This window comes from Pseudomonas sp. AL10 (assembly GCF_029960685.1).
GTDB lineage: Bacteria > Pseudomonadota > Gammaproteobacteria > Pseudomonadales > Pseudomonadaceae > Aquipseudomonas > Aquipseudomonas lactis.
The window spans coordinates 1-15,719 of the sequence record NZ_JASBQZ010000005.1 but is presented as its reverse complement, the minus strand read 5'-3'; the positions used below and the strand labels follow the sequence as shown (position 1 = coordinate 15,719).

General features: G+C 61.6%; 15 protein-coding genes. 12 read left to right on the top strand and 3 right to left on the bottom strand.

The annotated features are described in order from the left end of the window. The first annotated feature begins 82 nt into the window (after positions 1-82). From QK296_RS07550 to QK296_RS07535, 4 genes are all read left to right on the top strand, one after another. Entirely contained in the window at positions 83-880 is a 798-nt protein-coding gene (locus tag QK296_RS07550; RefSeq protein WP_003194428.1) for a hydroxymethylpyrimidine/phosphomethylpyrimidine kinase, read from the top strand. 30 nt (positions 881-910) lie between these two features. After that, the gene (gene thiE, locus QK296_RS07545) at positions 911-1,540 is read left to right on the top strand and encodes a thiamine phosphate synthase (protein ID WP_034133769.1); all 630 of its coding nucleotides are present in this window, start codon (positions 911-913) and stop codon (positions 1,538-1,540) included. Positions 1,541-1,551: 11 nt separating this feature from the next. Next, positions 1,552-2,835: a glutamate-1-semialdehyde 2,1-aminomutase gene (gene hemL, locus QK296_RS07540; RefSeq protein WP_098950283.1), complete on the top strand. Its 1,284-nt coding sequence runs from the start codon at positions 1,552-1,554 to the stop codon at positions 2,833-2,835. Between the two features lie 225 nt (positions 2,836-3,060). After that, entirely contained in the window at positions 3,061-3,615 is a 555-nt protein-coding gene (locus QK296_RS07535) for a tetratricopeptide repeat protein (protein WP_003194434.1), read from the top strand. Between the two features lie 129 nt (positions 3,616-3,744). Here the strand turns inward: QK296_RS07535 and QK296_RS07530 are convergent, their stop codons facing one another. After that, complete coding sequence (locus QK296_RS07530; protein ID WP_003194436.1) at positions 3,745-4,071, bottom strand: DUF1820 family protein; 327 nt, start codon at positions 4,069-4,071, stop codon at positions 3,745-3,747. Between the two features lie 130 nt (positions 4,072-4,201). Between QK296_RS07530 and miaB the strand changes: the two genes are divergently transcribed. From miaB to lnt, 5 genes are all read left to right on the top strand, one after another. Continuing rightward, positions 4,202-5,530 (top strand): tRNA (N6-isopentenyl adenosine(37)-C2)-methylthiotransferase MiaB, encoded by a 1,329-nt coding sequence (gene miaB / locus QK296_RS07525; protein WP_003194438.1) that lies wholly within the window; start codon positions 4,202-4,204, stop codon positions 5,528-5,530. A 230-nt stretch (positions 5,531-5,760) separates the two neighbouring features. Continuing rightward, the gene (locus tag QK296_RS07520) at positions 5,761-6,765 is read left to right on the top strand and encodes a PhoH family protein (protein ID WP_003194440.1); all 1,005 of its coding nucleotides are present in this window, start codon (positions 5,761-5,763) and stop codon (positions 6,763-6,765) included. Next, positions 6,758-7,216 (top strand): rRNA maturation RNase YbeY, encoded by a 459-nt coding sequence (gene ybeY, locus QK296_RS07515; RefSeq protein ID WP_003194442.1) that lies wholly within the window; start codon positions 6,758-6,760, stop codon positions 7,214-7,216. The genes QK296_RS07520 and ybeY overlap by 8 nt, the downstream gene beginning before the upstream one ends. Before the next feature lie 42 nt (positions 7,217-7,258). Next, the gene (locus QK296_RS07510) at positions 7,259-8,098 is read left to right on the top strand and encodes an HlyC/CorC family transporter (protein WP_003194444.1); all 840 of its coding nucleotides are present in this window, start codon (positions 7,259-7,261) and stop codon (positions 8,096-8,098) included. 8 nt (positions 8,099-8,106) lie between these two features. Further along, a complete protein-coding gene (lnt, locus tag QK296_RS07505; protein ID WP_003194446.1) occupies positions 8,107-9,630 on the top strand; it encodes an apolipoprotein N-acyltransferase in 1,524 nt (507 codons plus the stop codon). A gap of 112 nt (positions 9,631-9,742) precedes the next feature. On the opposite strand, the gene QK296_RS07500 is transcribed toward lnt, so the two are convergent. Both QK296_RS07500 and QK296_RS07495 read right to left on the bottom strand, forming a co-directional pair. Continuing rightward, the gene (locus QK296_RS07500) at positions 9,743-10,504 is read right to left on the bottom strand and encodes a YdcF family protein (protein WP_094774248.1); all 762 of its coding nucleotides are present in this window, start codon (positions 10,502-10,504) and stop codon (positions 9,743-9,745) included. Between the two features lie 97 nt (positions 10,505-10,601). Continuing rightward, on the bottom strand, positions 10,602-10,907 hold the full coding sequence (locus tag QK296_RS07495) for a hypothetical protein (RefSeq protein ID WP_120248784.1): 306 nt from the start codon (positions 10,905-10,907) through the stop codon (positions 10,602-10,604). 261 nt (positions 10,908-11,168) lie between these two features. On the opposite strand from QK296_RS07495, the gene leuS reads away from it, so the two are divergent. The 3 genes from leuS to holA all read left to right on the top strand — a co-directional run bounded on the left by leuS (position 11,169) and on the right by holA (position 15,546). Next, the gene (gene leuS, locus QK296_RS07490) at positions 11,169-13,775 is read left to right on the top strand and encodes a leucine--tRNA ligase (RefSeq protein ID WP_032895163.1); all 2,607 of its coding nucleotides are present in this window, start codon (positions 11,169-11,171) and stop codon (positions 13,773-13,775) included. A gap of 88 nt (positions 13,776-13,863) precedes the next feature. Further along, the gene (lptE, locus tag QK296_RS07485) at positions 13,864-14,469 is read left to right on the top strand and encodes an LPS assembly lipoprotein LptE (protein WP_003194454.1); all 606 of its coding nucleotides are present in this window, start codon (positions 13,864-13,866) and stop codon (positions 14,467-14,469) included. Between the two features lie 39 nt (positions 14,470-14,508). Continuing rightward, complete coding sequence (gene holA / locus QK296_RS07480) at positions 14,509-15,546, top strand: DNA polymerase III subunit delta (RefSeq protein ID WP_192002552.1); 1,038 nt, start codon at positions 14,509-14,511, stop codon at positions 15,544-15,546. The last annotated feature ends 173 nt before the right edge of the window (positions 15,547-15,719 follow it).

The window sequence follows — 15,719 nt, the reverse complement described above, 5'->3', positions numbered from 1 at the left end:
ACGGCAAGTCGCGCCGCAGCGGCAAACTTCTGCCATCGCCAGACAGCCACGCAAAAAGCGTTTGGTGGTAAGCTCGCGCACCATGAATATCTACTGCTCTCGCCCCGTTGTCCTCTGTCTCTCCGGCCACGACCCCAGTGGTGGCGCCGGCCTGCAGGCAGATATCGAAGCCCTGCTCGCCCAGGGTTGCCACGCGGCCCCGGCCGTCACCGCGTTGACCGTGCAAAACACCGTCAATGTCAGTGATTTCCGCGTGCTTGACCGTGAGTGGGTACTGGCCCAGGCCAATGCCGTGCTTGGCGACTCTGACGTCGCGGCGGTCAAGCTGGGCATGCTCGGCTCCACCGCGATGGTCGACACCGTGGTCGAACTGCTGCAGGCGCACCCGCATTTGCCGGTGGTCTGCGACCCGGTGCTGCGCGCCGGCGGCGGCGGTAGCCTGGGCAAGGACGAGGTCGGCTATGCGATGCGCGAGCGGCTGCTGCCCCTGTCATTGATCGCCACCCCCAACCTGCCCGAAGCGCGCATCCTTGCGGAACTGCCCGACGGCAGCGCCGACGACTGCGCCGAGAAGCTGCTGCCGTACATCAAGCACCTGCTGATCACCGGCGGCCATGGCGACGAGCACGAAGTGCACAACCGCCTGTACAGCCGCGACGGCACGCGCCACACCTTTACCTGCCAGCGCTTGCCCGGCAGTTATCACGGTTCGGGTTGCACCTTGGCCAGTGCGCTGGCCGGGCGCATTGCCCAGGGCGAAGGCTTGGCCAGCGCCGTGCAAACGGCCCTCAACTACACGTGGCGTACCCTGCGCGATGCCGAACAACTCGGCCAGGGCCAGTTCGTGCCGCGCCGATTGCCGCTGGATTTCTGCTCGTAACTTATCGCTCGTCAGCAAGGGGTTTGCCCGATGAAACTACGCGGCCTTTACGCCATTACCGACAGCCAGCTGTTGGCCGGCAAATTCCTCGCCTACGTCGAGGCGGCGCTGGACGGTGGCGTCACCCTGTTGCAGTACCGCGACAAAAGCAGCGACGAGGCACGCCGCCTGCGTGAAGCCGAAAAGCTGTATGAGCTGTGCTCGCGCTACAAGACTCAATTGATCATCAACGACGATGCCGAACTGGCCGCGCGCCTGGGCGTCGGTGTGCACCTGGGCCAGACCGACGGCCCGCTGACCTCGGCCCGGGCACTGCTCGGCGCCAAGGCGATCATCGGCGCTACCTGTCACAGCCAGATCGAACTGGCCGAACAGGCCGCCAAAGAAGGCGCCAGCTACGTCGCCTTTGGCCGCTTCTTCAATTCCACGACCAAACCCGGCGCACCTGCCGCCACCGTTGACATGCTGGCCCAGGCCCGCAAGCGCCTGCACCTGCCGATCTGCGTGATCGGCGGCGTCACCCTGGAAAACGCCGAGCCGCTGGTGGCCCACGGGGCCGACCTGCTCGCCGTGGTCCACGGCCTGTTCGGTGCCGACAGCACCCAGGAAGTCACACGCCGCGCCCGCGCGTTCAACGTCCTTCTTAAATCTTCAGTTTAGAGAGCCCGACCATGTCCCGTTCCGAAACCCTGTTTGCCAACGCCCAGAAACACATCCCCGGCGGTGTGAACTCCCCCGTGCGTGCGTTCAAGAGCGTGGGCGGCACGCCGCTGTTCTTCAAGCATGCCGAAGGCGCCTACGTCACCGATGAAGACGACAAGCGCTATGTCGACTACGTCGGCTCCTGGGGCCCGATGATCCTCGGCCACAGCCATCCGGACGTGCTCGACGCGGTGCGCCAGCAACTGCAACACGGCTTGTCCTACGGCGCCCCGACCGCTATGGAAACCGAGATGGCCGACCTGGTCTGCTCGATCGTGCCGTCGATGGAGATGGTACGCATGGTCAGCTCCGGCACCGAAGCGACCATGAGCGCGATCCGCCTGGCCCGTGGTTTCACCGGCCGCGACAACATCATCAAGTTCGAAGGCTGCTACCACGGCCACTCCGACAGCCTGCTGGTAAAAGCCGGCTCCGGCGCGCTGACCCAAGGCGTACCCAATTCCGCTGGCGTACCTGCGGCGTTCGCCAAGCACACCCTGACCCTGCCGTTCAACGACATCGCAGCCGTCGAGCAGATGCTCAGCGAAGTCGGCCAGGACGTGGCGTGCATCATCGTCGAGCCGGTTGCCGGCAACATGAACTGCGTGCCACCGGCCCCGGGTTTCCTTGAGGGCCTGCGCGAGCAGTGCGACAAGCATGGCGTGGTGCTGATTTTTGACGAAGTGATGACCGGTTTCCGGGTCGCCCTCGGTGGCGCCCAGGCTTACTACGGCGTCACGCCAGACCTGAGCACCTTCGGCAAGATCATCGGCGGCGGCATGCCGGTAGGCTGCTTCGGCGGCAAGCGCGAGATCATGCAACACATCGCCCCGCTCGGCCCGGTCTACCAGGCAGGCACCTTGTCGGGTAACCCGCTGGCAATGGCCGCCGGCCTGACCACCCTGCGCCTGATCAGCCGCCCGGGCTTCCACGCCGAGCTCACCGACTACACCACACGCATGCTCGACGGCCTGCAACAACGCGCCGACGCCGCCGGCATCCCGTTCGTGACCACCCAGGCCGGTGGCATGTTCGGCCTGTACTTCAGCGGCGCCGACGATATCGTCACCTTCGATGACGTGATGGGCAGCGATGCCGAGCTGTTCAAGCGCTTCTTCCACCTGATGCTCGAAGGCGGCGTGTACCTGGCACCGAGCGCCTTTGAAGCTGGCTTCACCTCGATTGCCCATGGCGAAGCCGAACTGAAATTGACCCTGGATGCTGCCGAGCGCGCCTTCGCGGCCCTGAAATAAGTGACGGCAACCTCTGACGTTGCCCCTGGCAGCGTCAGATTTGCTACTTTGCTTACAGACAATTCCTGGTTTTTTCGAGAATTGCCCTGCAATCCGGCAGATAACTTGCCCAAGCAGCAGAAAAACGAGTAAAGACTTTGTAAGCAGAGGCCTGCTTATTTCATAATGCGCGCTTATTGGACTCCCCCGAGGGTCCCGCGCCCCGTCAGAGGTAAGTCGATTCCCATGAAACGCACCGGCCGCACCCTGGTTCTGGGCTGCCTGTTGCTCCTTCAACCGCTACTGGCACATGCCCAGGCCGGCGGCAACTCGTTGTTAATCCCAGCGATGGGTCGTTGCACCCTCAATACCCAGCCAGACAGCCAGGCCGAAGCCCTGAGCGCGTGCCAGAAACAGGCCGAGGACGGGGATGCACAGGCGCAATACGAGTTGGGCGAGTACTACCACGACAGCAAGAACCCGGCCGTTGACCTCAACAAAGCGTTGAGCTACTTCGAGAAAGCCTCGTTGCAGGGCCACGCCCAAGCGCAATACCAGTTGGGCAACATGTTCTTCAAAGGCGAAGGCGTGCCGGCCAACAACGTCCAGGCGTACATCGTGCTGAAAATGGCCGCGGTCAACGGCGCTGAAGACGCACTGGACACCGCCGACGAAGTCGCCGAGCACATGCAGCGCGATGAACTGGAAGTGGCGACCCAGGTGCTGGGGCAGATTTTCCGCAACTACCTGCAGGAATTGCAGAGCGCCGATGGGCGTTCGCCGTTCTCACCCCTTCCCTGATTTTTTTTGTAGACCTTACATCGCTATCGCAGGCAAGCCAGCTCCCACATTCGACCGCGTTTCAATGTTGGAATGCAGTCAACTGTGGGAGCTGGCTTGCCTGCGATAGGCGCGACTCGGTCTAAAGCCCTACTTCTCAGGCATCGGCATCGGAAACGGCATCACATTGCTCGTGCCCCGTGCTTCGCTGATCTTCGGCGTCCCCAGGCGCTCGACTTCATCGATGCGCACAATCGAATGCATCGGCACAAAGCTGCGTACCACGCCTTCGAACTGGGCCTTGAGCTTTTCTTCGCCCGGATCGACCACCAACTGGGTGCGCTCGCCAAAGACGAACTCTTCCACCTCCAGGAAGCCCCACAGATCGCTTTGATAGATCTGCTTGGCGTACATTTCGAACACCTGGCCCTGGTTGAGGAAAATCACCTTATAGATTGGAGCTTCACGTTTGGTCATGGTGGGCGAACAACACATGGGGATATAAAAGAGGGCGCGAACTATAGCATGGCACCCGATGCACAGCGCTAGGAACCAATGGGCATGCCCCCTATAATGCGCGGTTCTTTACCACCAGTTGACGATTCCCATGGCCAAGAAGCTTTACATCGAAACCCACGGTTGCCAGATGAACGAGTACGACAGCTCGCGCATGGTCGACTTGCTGGGCGAACACCAGGCCCTGGAAGTCACTGCCCGCGCCGAAGATGCCGACGTGATCCTGCTCAATACCTGCTCGATCCGCGAGCGGGCCCAGGACCGTGTGTATTCGCAGTTGGGCCGCTGGCGCGAATTGAAACTGGCCAACCCGGACATGGTAATCGCCGTCGGCGGTTGCGTGGCCAGCCAGGAAGGCGCCGCGATCCGCGACCGCGCGCCCTATGTCGATGTGGTGTTCGGCCCGCAAACGCTGCACCGCCTGCCGGAAATGATCGACGCCGCACGCGTCACCAAGCTGCCGCAGGTGGACGTGTCGTTCCCCGAAATCGAAAAATTCGACCATCTGCCCGAACCGCGTATCGACGGACCGAGCGCCTATGTGTCGGTGATGGAAGGTTGCAGCAAGTACTGCACCTTCTGCGTGGTGCCTTACACCCGTGGCGAAGAGGTCAGCCGGCCGTTTGACGATGTGCTGGCAGAAATCATCCACCTGGCTGAAAACGGCGTGCGCGAAGTCACCTTGCTGGGCCAGAACGTCAACGGCTACCGTGGCCAGACCGATGACGGCCGCCTGGCCGACCTGGCGGAATTGATCCGCGTGGTCGCCGCCGTCGACGGCATCGAGCGCATCCGCTACACCACCTCGCACCCGCTGGAGTTTTCCGACAGCCTGATCCAGGCCCACGCCGAAGTGCCAGAGCTGGTCAAGCACCTGCACTTGCCGGTGCAATCGGGTTCGGACCGCATTCTGTCGGCGATGAAGCGCAACCACACCGCGCTGGAATACAAATCCAAATTGCGCAAACTGCGCGCCGCCGTGCCGGGCATCTGCATCAGTTCGGACTTTATCGTCGGCTTCCCGGGCGAAACCGAGAAAGACTTCCAGCAGACCATGAAGCTGATCGAAGACGTCGGTTTCGACTTCTCCTACTCGTTCGTCTACAGCCAGCGCCCGGGCACCCCGGCTGCCGACCTGCTGGATGAAACCCCGGAAGCGTTGAAAAAAGAGCGTTTGAACGCGCTGCAACATCGCCTTAATCAGCAAGGCTTTGAAATCAGCCGACAAATGGTCGGTTCGATCCAGCGCATTCTGGTCACCGATTATTCAAAGAAAGACCCGGGTGAATTGCAGGGGCGTACCGAGAACAACCGAATCGTCAACTTCCGCTGCGATAATCCTACGCTGATCGGCCAGTTTGCCGATGTGCACATAGATGCGGCGCAGCCACACTCGTTGCGTGGCTCGTTGATCAACTGATCTCGCTGACCGGATGAAGATCAAAATGTGGGAGCTGGCTTGCCTGCGATAGCGATGTATCAGTGCCCTATGTGCCAACTGACCGACCGCTATCGCAGGCAAGCCAGCTCCCACAGGGGTTCTTCAGGGTTATCGAGAGTGGGGCCAGGCTATTTAAGTGCTTTCGCACACCGGCGCCTGGCGTTATTCTCTCTCTCACCTCATCAGCCAAAGGGCGGCTAAAAGCAACCTTGAACGCACCCATAGCAGAACCCCATCGTTTTATCCTCGAGCCTTTTGAGGCTCGCCGTTTCGCCAACCTGTGCGGACAGTTCGACGAGCACCTGCGCCTGATCGAACAACGCCTGAGCATCGAGATCCGCAACCGCGGCAATCAGTTCGAGCTCATTGGTGAACCCCAACACACCACGTCTGCAGAAAACCTGCTGCGCCGTCTCTACCGTGAAACCAAGGGTAGCGAGCTGTCGCCGGAGACCGTGCACCTGTACCTGCAGGAATCGGCTGTGCAAGACCTGGCCAATAACCCGGTGGCCGAAGCCAGCGTGGCCTTGCGTACCAAAAAAGGCATGATTCGCCCACGCGGCTTGAATCAGCAGAAGTACGTCAAGGAAATCCTCGGCAACGACATCAACTTCGGCATCGGCCCGGCCGGTACCGGCAAGACCTACCTGGCAGTGGCCTGCGCCGTCGACGCCCTGGAGCGCGAGCAAGTGCGGCGCATCCTGCTGGTGCGCCCTGCGGTCGAGGCCGGCGAAAAGCTCGGCTTCCTGCCCGGCGACCTGGCCCAGAAGATCGACCCGTACCTGCGCCCGCTCTACGACGCGCTGTACGAGATGCTCGGGTTTGAATACGTGGCCAAGCTGATCGAGCGCCAGGTGATCGAGATCGCCCCGCTGGCCTACATGCGCGGCCGTACGCTCAACAACAGCTTCATCATCCTCGACGAAAGCCAGAACACCACCGTCGAGCAGATGAAGATGTTCCTCACCCGTATCGGTTTCGGCTCCACTGCCGTGATCACGGGCGACATCACCCAAGTCGACCTGCCCAAGGGCACCAAGTCTGGCCTGGGCCAGGTGATCGAGGTGCTCAAGGACGTGCCGGGTATCAGCTTCACGCATTTCATGCCCAAGGACGTGGTACGCCACCCGCTGGTGCAGCGCATTGTCGAGGCCTACGAGCGTTTCGAACACCGCGACGACGCGCCCGCCAAGGACGCTCGCCACGATGCTTGAGCTAGACCTGCAGCTGGCCACCGACGCGCCCGCCCCCAGCGAAGCCCAGTTCCGCCAATGGTGTGAACTGGCTTTGCGCCAGCGCACCGCTGACTCGGAGCTGACCATTCGTCTGGTGGACGAGGCCGAAGGCCGTGAGCTGAACCACACCTGGCGCCAGAAAGACTACGCGACCAACGTGCTGTCCTTCCCCGCCGACGTGCCCGACGAATTGCTGGATATCCCGCTGCTGGGCGACCTGGTGATCTGCGTCGCGGTGGTCGAACGCGAAGCGGCGGAACAAGGCAAGGAACTTGAGGCCCATTGGGCCCATCTAGTCATCCACGGCTGCTTGCATCTCTTGGGTTACGACCATATAGACGATGACGAAGCCGAGGAAATGGAAGCACTGGAACGAACGTTGCTTGCAGAACTGGGTCACCGCGACCCGTATGCAGACGACGAAAGCTGATCAACACTCAACTGTCATATCAAAGGATTTAGAGTAATCGCTATGAGCGAAGACCGATCGAGCAACGGGCAGAAGTCATGGCTGGGTAAACTGACCCAGGCTTTTGCCCACGAGCCGAAAAACCGCCAGGAGCTCTTGGAGCTGCTGCGCGATGCACACCAGAACAAATTGCTGGACAGCGAAGCGCTGGCCATCGTCGAAGGCGCCATCCAGGTGGCTGACCTGCAAGTACGCGACATCATGGTCCCGCGCTCGCAGATGATCAGCATCAAGGCGACACAGACCCCACGGGAGTTCCTCCCGGCCGTGATCGACTCGGCGCACTCGCGCTACCCGGTGATCGGTGAAAGCCATGACGATGTCATGGGTGTCCTGCTGGCCAAGGACTTGCTGCCGTTGATCCTCAAGGAGAACGGCGACAGCTTCAACATCAAGGACCTGCTGCGCCCGGCCACCTTCGTGCCGGAGTCCAAGCGCCTGAATGTGCTGCTGCGCGAGTTCCGCGCCAACCACAATCACATGGCCATTGTGATTGACGAATATGGCGGCGTGGCCGGCCTGGTCACCATCGAGGACGTGCTGGAGCAGATCGTCGGCGACATCGAAGACGAGCACGACGTCGAAGAAGACAGCTACATCAAGCCGCTGCCCAGCGGTGATTTCCTGATCAAGGCGCTGACGCCGATCGAGAACTTCAACGAGTTCTTCGACAGCGAGTTCTCGGACGATGAGTTCGACACCGTCGGCGGCCTGGTGATGAGTGCGTTCGGGCATTTGCCCAAGCGCAATGAAACCACCGAGATCGGTGCGTATCGCTTCCGCATCCTCAATGCCGATAGCCGTCGTATCCATCTGATCCGTTTGACACCTATCGCCCGCTAAGGACTGACATGCGCCGTATGATCGCACCCGGCTGGCCCGGTAATTTGCTGGCCGTGGTGGCCGGCGCCATCACAACTCTGGCGCTGGCGCCGTTCGATATCTGGCCGTTGGCGCTGGTAGCGGTCGGCCTGTTCTATATCGGCCTGCGGGAGCTCTCACCCCGCCAGGCCCTGGGCCGTGGCTGGTGTTTCGGCTTCGGCCTGTTTGGTGCCGGCACCAGTTGGATCTACTACAGCATCCACCACTTCGGCGGCGCTTCGGTGTTGCTGGCGGGGTTCCTGATGCTGCTATTCACTGCCGCCATCGCCTGGTTCTTTGCCCTGCCCGCCTGGCTGTGGGCGCGCTGGTTGCGCCGTAACGAAGCACCGCTGGCGGACGCATTGACGTTCGCCGCGTTGTGGGTCGGCCAGGAAGCCTTTCGTGGCTGGTTCCTCACCGGTTTCCCGTGGTTGTACTCCGGTTACAGTCAACTCGACGGGCCGTTGACCGGCCTCGCGCCAGTGGGCGGGATGTGGCTGATTTCCTTCGCCCTGGCACTCACTGCCGCATTGCTGTGCAACCTGCCGCGCCTGCTGGCGAGCAAGCGCAATGCCTTCATCGGCGCGGGCCTGTTATTGCTGGTTGCGCCCTGGGCCATTGGCCTGGCGCTCAAGCATCACGCCTGGACATCGCCGTCTGGCGCGCCGCTGAGCGTGGCCGCGATCCAGGGCAACGTCGAGCAAAGCATGAAGTGGGACCCCGACCAGCTCAATGCACAGTTGGCGCTGTACCGCGACATGAGCCTGAGCTCCAAGCGCGTCGACCTGCTGGTGTGGCCGGAAACCGCCGTGCCGGTGCTCAAGGAGTCCGTTGAGGGCTACCTGGGCATGATGGGCAAGTTTGCCGCCGACCGGGACACCGCGCTGATCACCGGCGTACCGATTCGCCAGGAAGTGCACCACCAGAAGCGCTACTTCAACGGCATCACCGTGGTCGGTGAAGGCGACGGCACCTACCTCAAGCAGAAACTGGTGCCGTTTGGCGAGTACGTGCCGTTGCAGGACATGTTGCGCGGGCTGATTGCCTTCTTCGACCTGCCCATGTCGGACTTCGCCCGCGGCCCTTCTGACCAGGCCATGCTGCAGGCCAAGGGTTATCAGATTGCGCCGTTCATTTGCTATGAAGTGGTGTACCCCGAATTCGCCGCCGGCCTGTCGGCCCAGAGCGACCTGCTGCTGACCATCAGCAACGACACTTGGTTCGGCCGCTCCATCGGCCCGCTGCAGCACCTGCAAATGGCGCAGATGCGTGCATTGGAGGCTGGCCGCTGGATGATCCGCGCCACCAACAACGGCGTGACCGGGCTGATCAACCCGTTCGGGCAGATCACCGCGCAGATCCCGCAGTTTGAGCGCGGCATTCTCTATGGGGAGGTGGTGCCGATGCATAACCTCACGCCGTACCTGCAATGGCGTTCGTGGCCGTTGATCATTGTGTGCCTGGCATTGTTTGGCTGGGCTCTGCTGGCTGCACGAATGTCCAAAACGCTCTGACCTGTGGGAGCTGGCTTGCCTGCGATGGCGGTGTATCAGTGCCCTAAGTGCTCACTGACCCACCGCCATCGCAGGCAAGCCAGCTCCCACATTTTGATCTCCTGTGTTGCGCCTACCGGTAAAACAACCGATACCCCACCTGCCCCACCGCTTCATTGATCAACTGCCCGCTTTGCCACACCGCCTTGACCTCCGGCATCCAGCCACCCAGCGGTCGGCCATGGTCCACACCCAGAAAGCCCACCGGCCCTGGCACCACGGTGAAACCCGCCTTTTCAAAACTCCACACCGAACGCGGCATGTGCCAGGCCTGGGTCACTACCACTACACGCTTGATGCCTTGCGGCAACAAAATCTCGGCGCTCATCTGGGCGTTTTCCCAGGTAGTGCGGCTGCGTTCTTCTTTCCAGCGCACGGTGACACCGAAGTCATCCTGCATCGACACGGCCATCAACTCGGCCTCACTGGGCGGCGTGCCGTAGTGCAAGCCGCCGCTGGTCAGCACTGGCAAACCGGATGCCTTGGCCAGCCGCGCGGCAAAACGCTCACGTTCCAGGCCAATACCGGTGGGCTGGTCGCTGCCCCACGCAATGTCCCCGCGCTCGCGCCCCGAGCCCAGCACCACAATCGCGTCGGCGCGCTGGGCCAAGGTGGCCCAGTCTTCCCGGGCCAAAGGCGGCTCTGTCTCCAGGGCACGGGCGCCCCACTGCACCATCACTGGCAGGCTGATCAACCACATCCCGCCCAGCCCGAGGGCAAAGCACAAGCCCGCCAGGCGCGGACGGCTGCGGCGAAACCACCAGGCACACGCCAACAACAGCAGAAAAATACCGGGCGGCAACATCAGTTGTTTAATGAAATAACGAAAAGGCATCGGGCATCTCCAAAGATGCCCGAAGCCTAGATGCAACGGGGTTTTGCAACAATCCTTACCGACAACATTTTGATAACGCTAACGGATAACGCGTGGCTCACTTGCACCGCACGGACCGGAAGTTCTCTGGCCCGCGGCCGGTCGCCAGGTCTTTGAGCCAGATGACCTTGGCCGAATGAGCGGGCGGGGAAGCCTGCCCATGGGAGGCGCGGTCGTGATTCAACGCCAGGTAGTTATTGATCAATTCAAGCTCCGCCGGGCTCAAGCCTCGCAACTCCAGCTCCAGAGGCCGCTCATCACGCAATCGGCCTGCGGTTCTTGCGGCATCCAATGCCCGACCCAAACGGTCGATCAATCCCTCGTACAATTGCGGTTTCGTTAAAGTTCGCTGCGATTCAACCATCCCCTCACCTCATTGAAGAAATACTTGCTCCCCACTAAACAGCGTAGCCCCCGTTGCTGCGCCTGCCCGGTGCCGCGACAGACGGCCCTTGCCGCGCAATCAGGGTTTCCCTCGATAGAGTGGGGTCATGTATGCTACGGCGCTTCCTGTAACTCCACTTCCCGCAGGGTTTGGGCACGGACGCGCCGCTTCTTGGTGTCGAACAACCCGGACAGTGCACCGAAGAGGATTAGGCCACCCCTATCCAGTTCAAAAGTAGCCATGCACGAACAATATCAGCCCCGTGAAATAGAAAATGCCGCCCAAACCTTCTGGGACGAGCAAAAGTCCTTTGAAGTCAGTGAACAGCCAGGCAAGGAGACTTACTACTGCCTATCGATGTTCCCTTACCCCAGCGGCAAGCTACACATGGGGCACGTGCGCAACTACACCATCGGCGACGTGATTTCGCGCTACCAGCGCATGCTCGGCAAGAACGTGCTGCAACCCATGGGTTGGGACGCCTTCGGCATGCCGGCAGAAAACGCCGCGATGAAAAACAACGTGGCGCCCGCCAAGTGGACCTACGAAAACATCGCCTACATGAAGACCCAGCTGCGCAGCCTGGGCCTGGCGGTGGACTGGTCCCGCGAGGTCACCACCTGCAAGCCCGATTACTACCGCTGGGAACAATGGCTGTTCACGCGCCTGTTCGAAAAAGGCGTGATCTACAAAAAAAGCGGCACCGTGAACTGGGACCCGATCGACCAGACCGTACTGGCCAACGAACAGGTTATCGACGGTCGCGGCTGGCGTTCCGGCGCGCTGATCGAAAAGCGCGAAATCCCGATGTACTACTTCAAGATCACCGCCTACGCGGATGAACTGTTGTCGAGCCTCGACGATCTGCCGGGCTGGCCTGAACAAGTCAAGACCATGCAGCGCAACTGGATCGGCAAATCCAAGGGCATGGAAGTGCAGTTCCCGTACAACGTCGACTCCATCGGCGAAGCGGGCGCACTCAAGGTCTTCACCACCCGCCCCGACACCCTGATGGGCGCGACCTACGTCGCCGTGGCCGCCGAACACCCGCTGGCCACCCAGGCCGCACAGAACAACCCTGAGCTGCAGGCGTTCATCGCTGAATGCAAAGGCGGCAGCGTGGCCGAAGCCGACGTCGCCACCCAGGAGAAAAAGGGCCTGCCAACCGGCCTGTTCGTCGAGCACCCGTTGACCGGCGAAAAGCTGCCGGTATGGGTCGCCAACTACGTGCTGATGCACTACGGCGATGGCGCCGTCATGGCGGTGCCGGCCCACGACGAGCGCGATTTCGAGTTCGCCACCAAGTACAACCTGCCGATCAAGTCGGTCGTGCGCACCAGCTCGGGTGACACCAACCCTGCTCCGTGGCAAGACGCCTACGGCGAGCACGGCACGCTGATCAATTCCGGCGAATTCGACGGCCTGGATTTCCAGGGTGCGTTCGACGCCATGGAAGTGGCCCTGATCAAGAAAAACCTCGGTGCCTCGCGCACCCAGTTCCGCCTGCGCGACTGGGGCATCAGCCGCCAGCGCTACTGGGGCTGCCCGATCCCGATCATCCACTGCCAAACCTGTGGCGACGTGCCGGTACCGGAAGACCAACTGCCGGTCGTGTTGCCAGAAGACGTGGTACCAGACGGCGCTGGCTCGCCGTTGGCACGCATGCCGGAGTTCTACGAGTGCAGCTGCCCTAAATGCGGCGCGCCGGCCAAGCGTGAAACCGACACCATGGACACCTTCGTCGAGTCCTCGTGGTACTACGCTCGTTATGCCTCGCCGCACTATGAAGGTGGCCTGGTGGAGAAATCCGCAGCCGACCATTGGCTGCCGGTGGACCAGTACATCGGTGGCATCGAACACGCCATCCTCCATCTGCTGTACGCGCGTTTCTTCCACAAGCTGATGCGTGACGAAGGCCTGGTGAGCTCCGATGAGCCATTCAAGAACCTGCTGACCCAGGGCATGGTGATCGCCGACACTTACTATCGTCGCGAAGCCAATGGCGCCTACACCTGGTTCAACCCGGCGGATGTCGAGCTTGAGCGTGACAGCAAAGCCAAGGTCATCAGCGCCAAGTTGAAGGCCGACGGCCTGCCGGTGGAAATCGGTGGCACCGAGAAGATGGCCAAGTCCAAGAACAACGGCGTCGACCCACAGTCGATGATCGATCAGTTCGGCGCCGACACCTGCCGCCTGTTCATGATGTTTGCCTCACCGCCCGATATGAGCGCCGAATGGTCCGACTCGGGTGTCGAAGGCTCGCACCGTTTCCTCAAGCGCGTCTGGCGCCTGGCCCACGCCCATGTCAGCCAGGGCCTGCCGGGCAAGCTGGACCTCGGCGCCTTGAACGACGAGCAGAAAGCCGTGCGCCGCAGCATCCACCTGGCTATTCGCCAGGCCAGCCAGGACGTCGGGCAGAACCACAAATTCAACACCGCCATCGCCCAGGTGATGACGCTGATGAACGTGCTGGAAAAAGCCCCGCAGGCGACCGAACAAGACCGTGCGCTGATCCAGGAAGGCCTGGAAACAGTTACCCTGTTGCTCGCGCCGATCACGCCGCACATCAGCCATGAACTGTGGAGCCGCCTGGGCCACAGCGGTGCCGTCATCGATGCCGCCTGGCCGGTGCAGGATGACAGCGCCCTGGTACAGGACACGCTGCAACTGGTCATCCAGGTTAACGGTAAACTGCGTGGCCAGATCGACATGCCGGCCAGCGCCAGCCGTGAAGAGGTTGAAGCAGCTGCACGTATCAATGAGAACGTGCTGCGCTTTACCGAAGGCCTGACCATCCGCAAGGTGATCGTGGTGCCCGGCAAACTGGTCAATATCGTCGCCAGCTAAATCGGATCGGGCGCAGGGCTTGGGCTCTGCGCCGAACTAAACCTTTAGGGCCCGACAAGGCCCACCTGGTTTCAAGGGGAGCAACAAAATGATCAAACGCAATCTGCTGGTTATGGGCCTTGCCGTGCTGTTGAGCGCTTGCGGCTTCCAGCTGCGCGGCACCGGCACCAATGAGCTGTCGCTCAAGGAACTCGACGTCAGCGCCCGCAACGCCTACGGCGAAACCGTCACCCAACTGCGCCAGACCCTGGAAAACAGCGGTGTGCACGTGTACAACGGCGCCACCTACAAACTGATCCTGACGGATGAGCGCGAAACCCAACGCAATATCAGCTACGCCAGTGCTGGCCGTGCGTCCGACGTTGAATTGAACACGGCGCTGATGTTCGAAATACAAGGCCGTGATCAGTTGCCGTTGATGGGTGACAAGATCCAGGTGCAGAAAGTGGTGAGCCACGATGGCAACAACCTGGTGGGTTCGGACTCCGAGACCCTCCAGGTGCGCAAGGAAATGCGTCGTGAGCTGATCCAGCGCATGATGACTCGCCTGCAAATGCTCACCCCGGAAAAACTGGCTGAGCTGCAGCAAGTGGCCGACAACAAGGCCAAGGCTGACGCCGACGCCCTGAAAGCCGCGCAGGAATATGAAGACAACACGCCGAAACAGTCGCCTGTTGAAGTCCCTGTCGAGTAAGCCAGACGGGGCGCCCCTGGCGCCCCGTTCGCCCTGCCTATGAAACTTGCCCCCGCCCAACTCGCCAAACACCTGCAAGGTGGCCTTGCGCCTGTGTACATCGTCAGCGGCGACGACCCGCTACTGTGCCAGGAAGCGGCCGACGCTATCCGCACCTCCGCACGCCAGCAAGGTTTCGATGAACGCCAGGTGTTCAGTGCTGACGCCAGTTTCGACTGGGGTACGCTGCTGCAAGCTGGCGCGAGCATGTCGCTGTTTGCCGAAAAACGCCTGCTGGAACTGCGCCTGCCCTCGGGCAAGCCGGGCGATAAAGGCGCGGCGGCCCTGATGGAATACTGCTCGCGCCCCGCCGAAGACACTGTGTTGCTGATCAGCCTGCCCAAGCTCGACGGCAGCGCGCAGAAAACCAAGTGGGGTAAGGCCCTGGTTGAAGGTCCACAGACTCAGTTCATCCAGATCTGGCCGGTGGACAGCAACCAGTTGCCGCAGTGGATTCGTCAGCGCCTGTCGCAATCAGGGCTGGCGGCGACACAGGATGCCGTGGAACTGATCGCCGCTCGGGTCGAGGGCAACCTGCTTGCCGCCGCACAGGAGATCGAAAAGCTCAAGTTGATGGCTGAAGACGGGCAGATCACCGTCGAAACCGTGCAAGGCGCAGTGGCCGATAGCGCACGCTTTGATGTGTTCGGCCTGGTGGACGCCATCCTCAACGGCGAGCCCGCCCACGCGTTGCGCATGCTTGAAGGCCTGCGCGGCGAAGGGGTGGAACCACCGGTAATTCTCTGGGCCCTGGCCCGTGAGCTGCGCGTGCTGGCGAACATTGCCCTGCAATACAGCCAGGGCACCCCGCTGGACAAATGCTTCAGCCAGGCCCGGCCACCGGTGTGGGACAAACGCAAACCCCTGATGAGCAAAGCCCTGCAACGGCACTCGGCGCAACGCTGGGCGCAACTGCTGCTGGAAGCACAGCGCATCGACGCACAAATCAAAGGCCAGGCAGCCGGCTCGCCGTGGATGAGCCTGAGCCGTCTGTCGCTGCTGATGGCCGGCCAGCGCCTGGCGTTGCCTGCCGAATAACCACCTCTGTACCCACACCACAACCCCTGGGGGAGCTGGCTTGCCTGCGATGGCGGTGGGCCAGTTGGCCCATTTCGCTCAACGCTAACCACGATGCGAAGCGAGCCGCTTTTGATCTTGCTTTTGATCTCAGGCGCCCCGTCAAACCACGCTGGCCGGAATTCGACAGGGAT

Excerpts from the sequence above, each read along its gene's own strand:
- miaB (WP_003194438.1), top strand. The coding sequence starts at position 4,202 with ATGGCCAAGAAGCTTTACATCGAAACCCACGGTTGCCAGATGAACGAG.
- QK296_RS07510 (WP_003194444.1), top strand. The coding sequence starts at position 7,259 with ATGAGCGAAGACCGATCGAGCAACGGGCAGAAGTCATGGCTGGGTAAA.
- hemL (WP_098950283.1), top strand. The coding sequence starts at position 1,552 with ATGTCCCGTTCCGAAACCCTGTTTGCCAACGCCCAGAAACACATCCCC.
- holA (WP_192002552.1), top strand. The coding sequence starts at position 14,509 with ATGAAACTTGCCCCCGCCCAACTCGCCAAACACCTGCAAGGTGGCCTT.
- lnt (WP_003194446.1), top strand. The coding sequence starts at position 8,107 with ATGCGCCGTATGATCGCACCCGGCTGGCCCGGTAATTTGCTGGCCGTG.
- QK296_RS07495 (WP_120248784.1), bottom strand. The coding sequence starts at position 10,907 with ATGGTTGAATCGCAGCGAACTTTAACGAAACCGCAATTGTACGAGGGA.
- ybeY (WP_003194442.1), top strand. The coding sequence starts at position 6,758 with ATGCTTGAGCTAGACCTGCAGCTGGCCACCGACGCGCCCGCCCCCAGC.
- QK296_RS07500 (WP_094774248.1), bottom strand. The coding sequence starts at position 10,504 with ATGCCTTTTCGTTATTTCATTAAACAACTGATGTTGCCGCCCGGTATT.
- lptE (WP_003194454.1), top strand. The coding sequence starts at position 13,864 with ATGATCAAACGCAATCTGCTGGTTATGGGCCTTGCCGTGCTGTTGAGC.
- QK296_RS07535 (WP_003194434.1), top strand. The coding sequence starts at position 3,061 with ATGAAACGCACCGGCCGCACCCTGGTTCTGGGCTGCCTGTTGCTCCTT.
- QK296_RS07550 (WP_003194428.1), top strand. The coding sequence starts at position 83 with ATGAATATCTACTGCTCTCGCCCCGTTGTCCTCTGTCTCTCCGGCCAC.
- thiE (WP_034133769.1), top strand. The coding sequence starts at position 911 with ATGAAACTACGCGGCCTTTACGCCATTACCGACAGCCAGCTGTTGGCC.
- leuS (WP_032895163.1), top strand. The coding sequence starts at position 11,169 with ATGCACGAACAATATCAGCCCCGTGAAATAGAAAATGCCGCCCAAACC.
- QK296_RS07530 (WP_003194436.1), bottom strand. The coding sequence starts at position 4,071 with ATGACCAAACGTGAAGCTCCAATCTATAAGGTGATTTTCCTCAACCAG.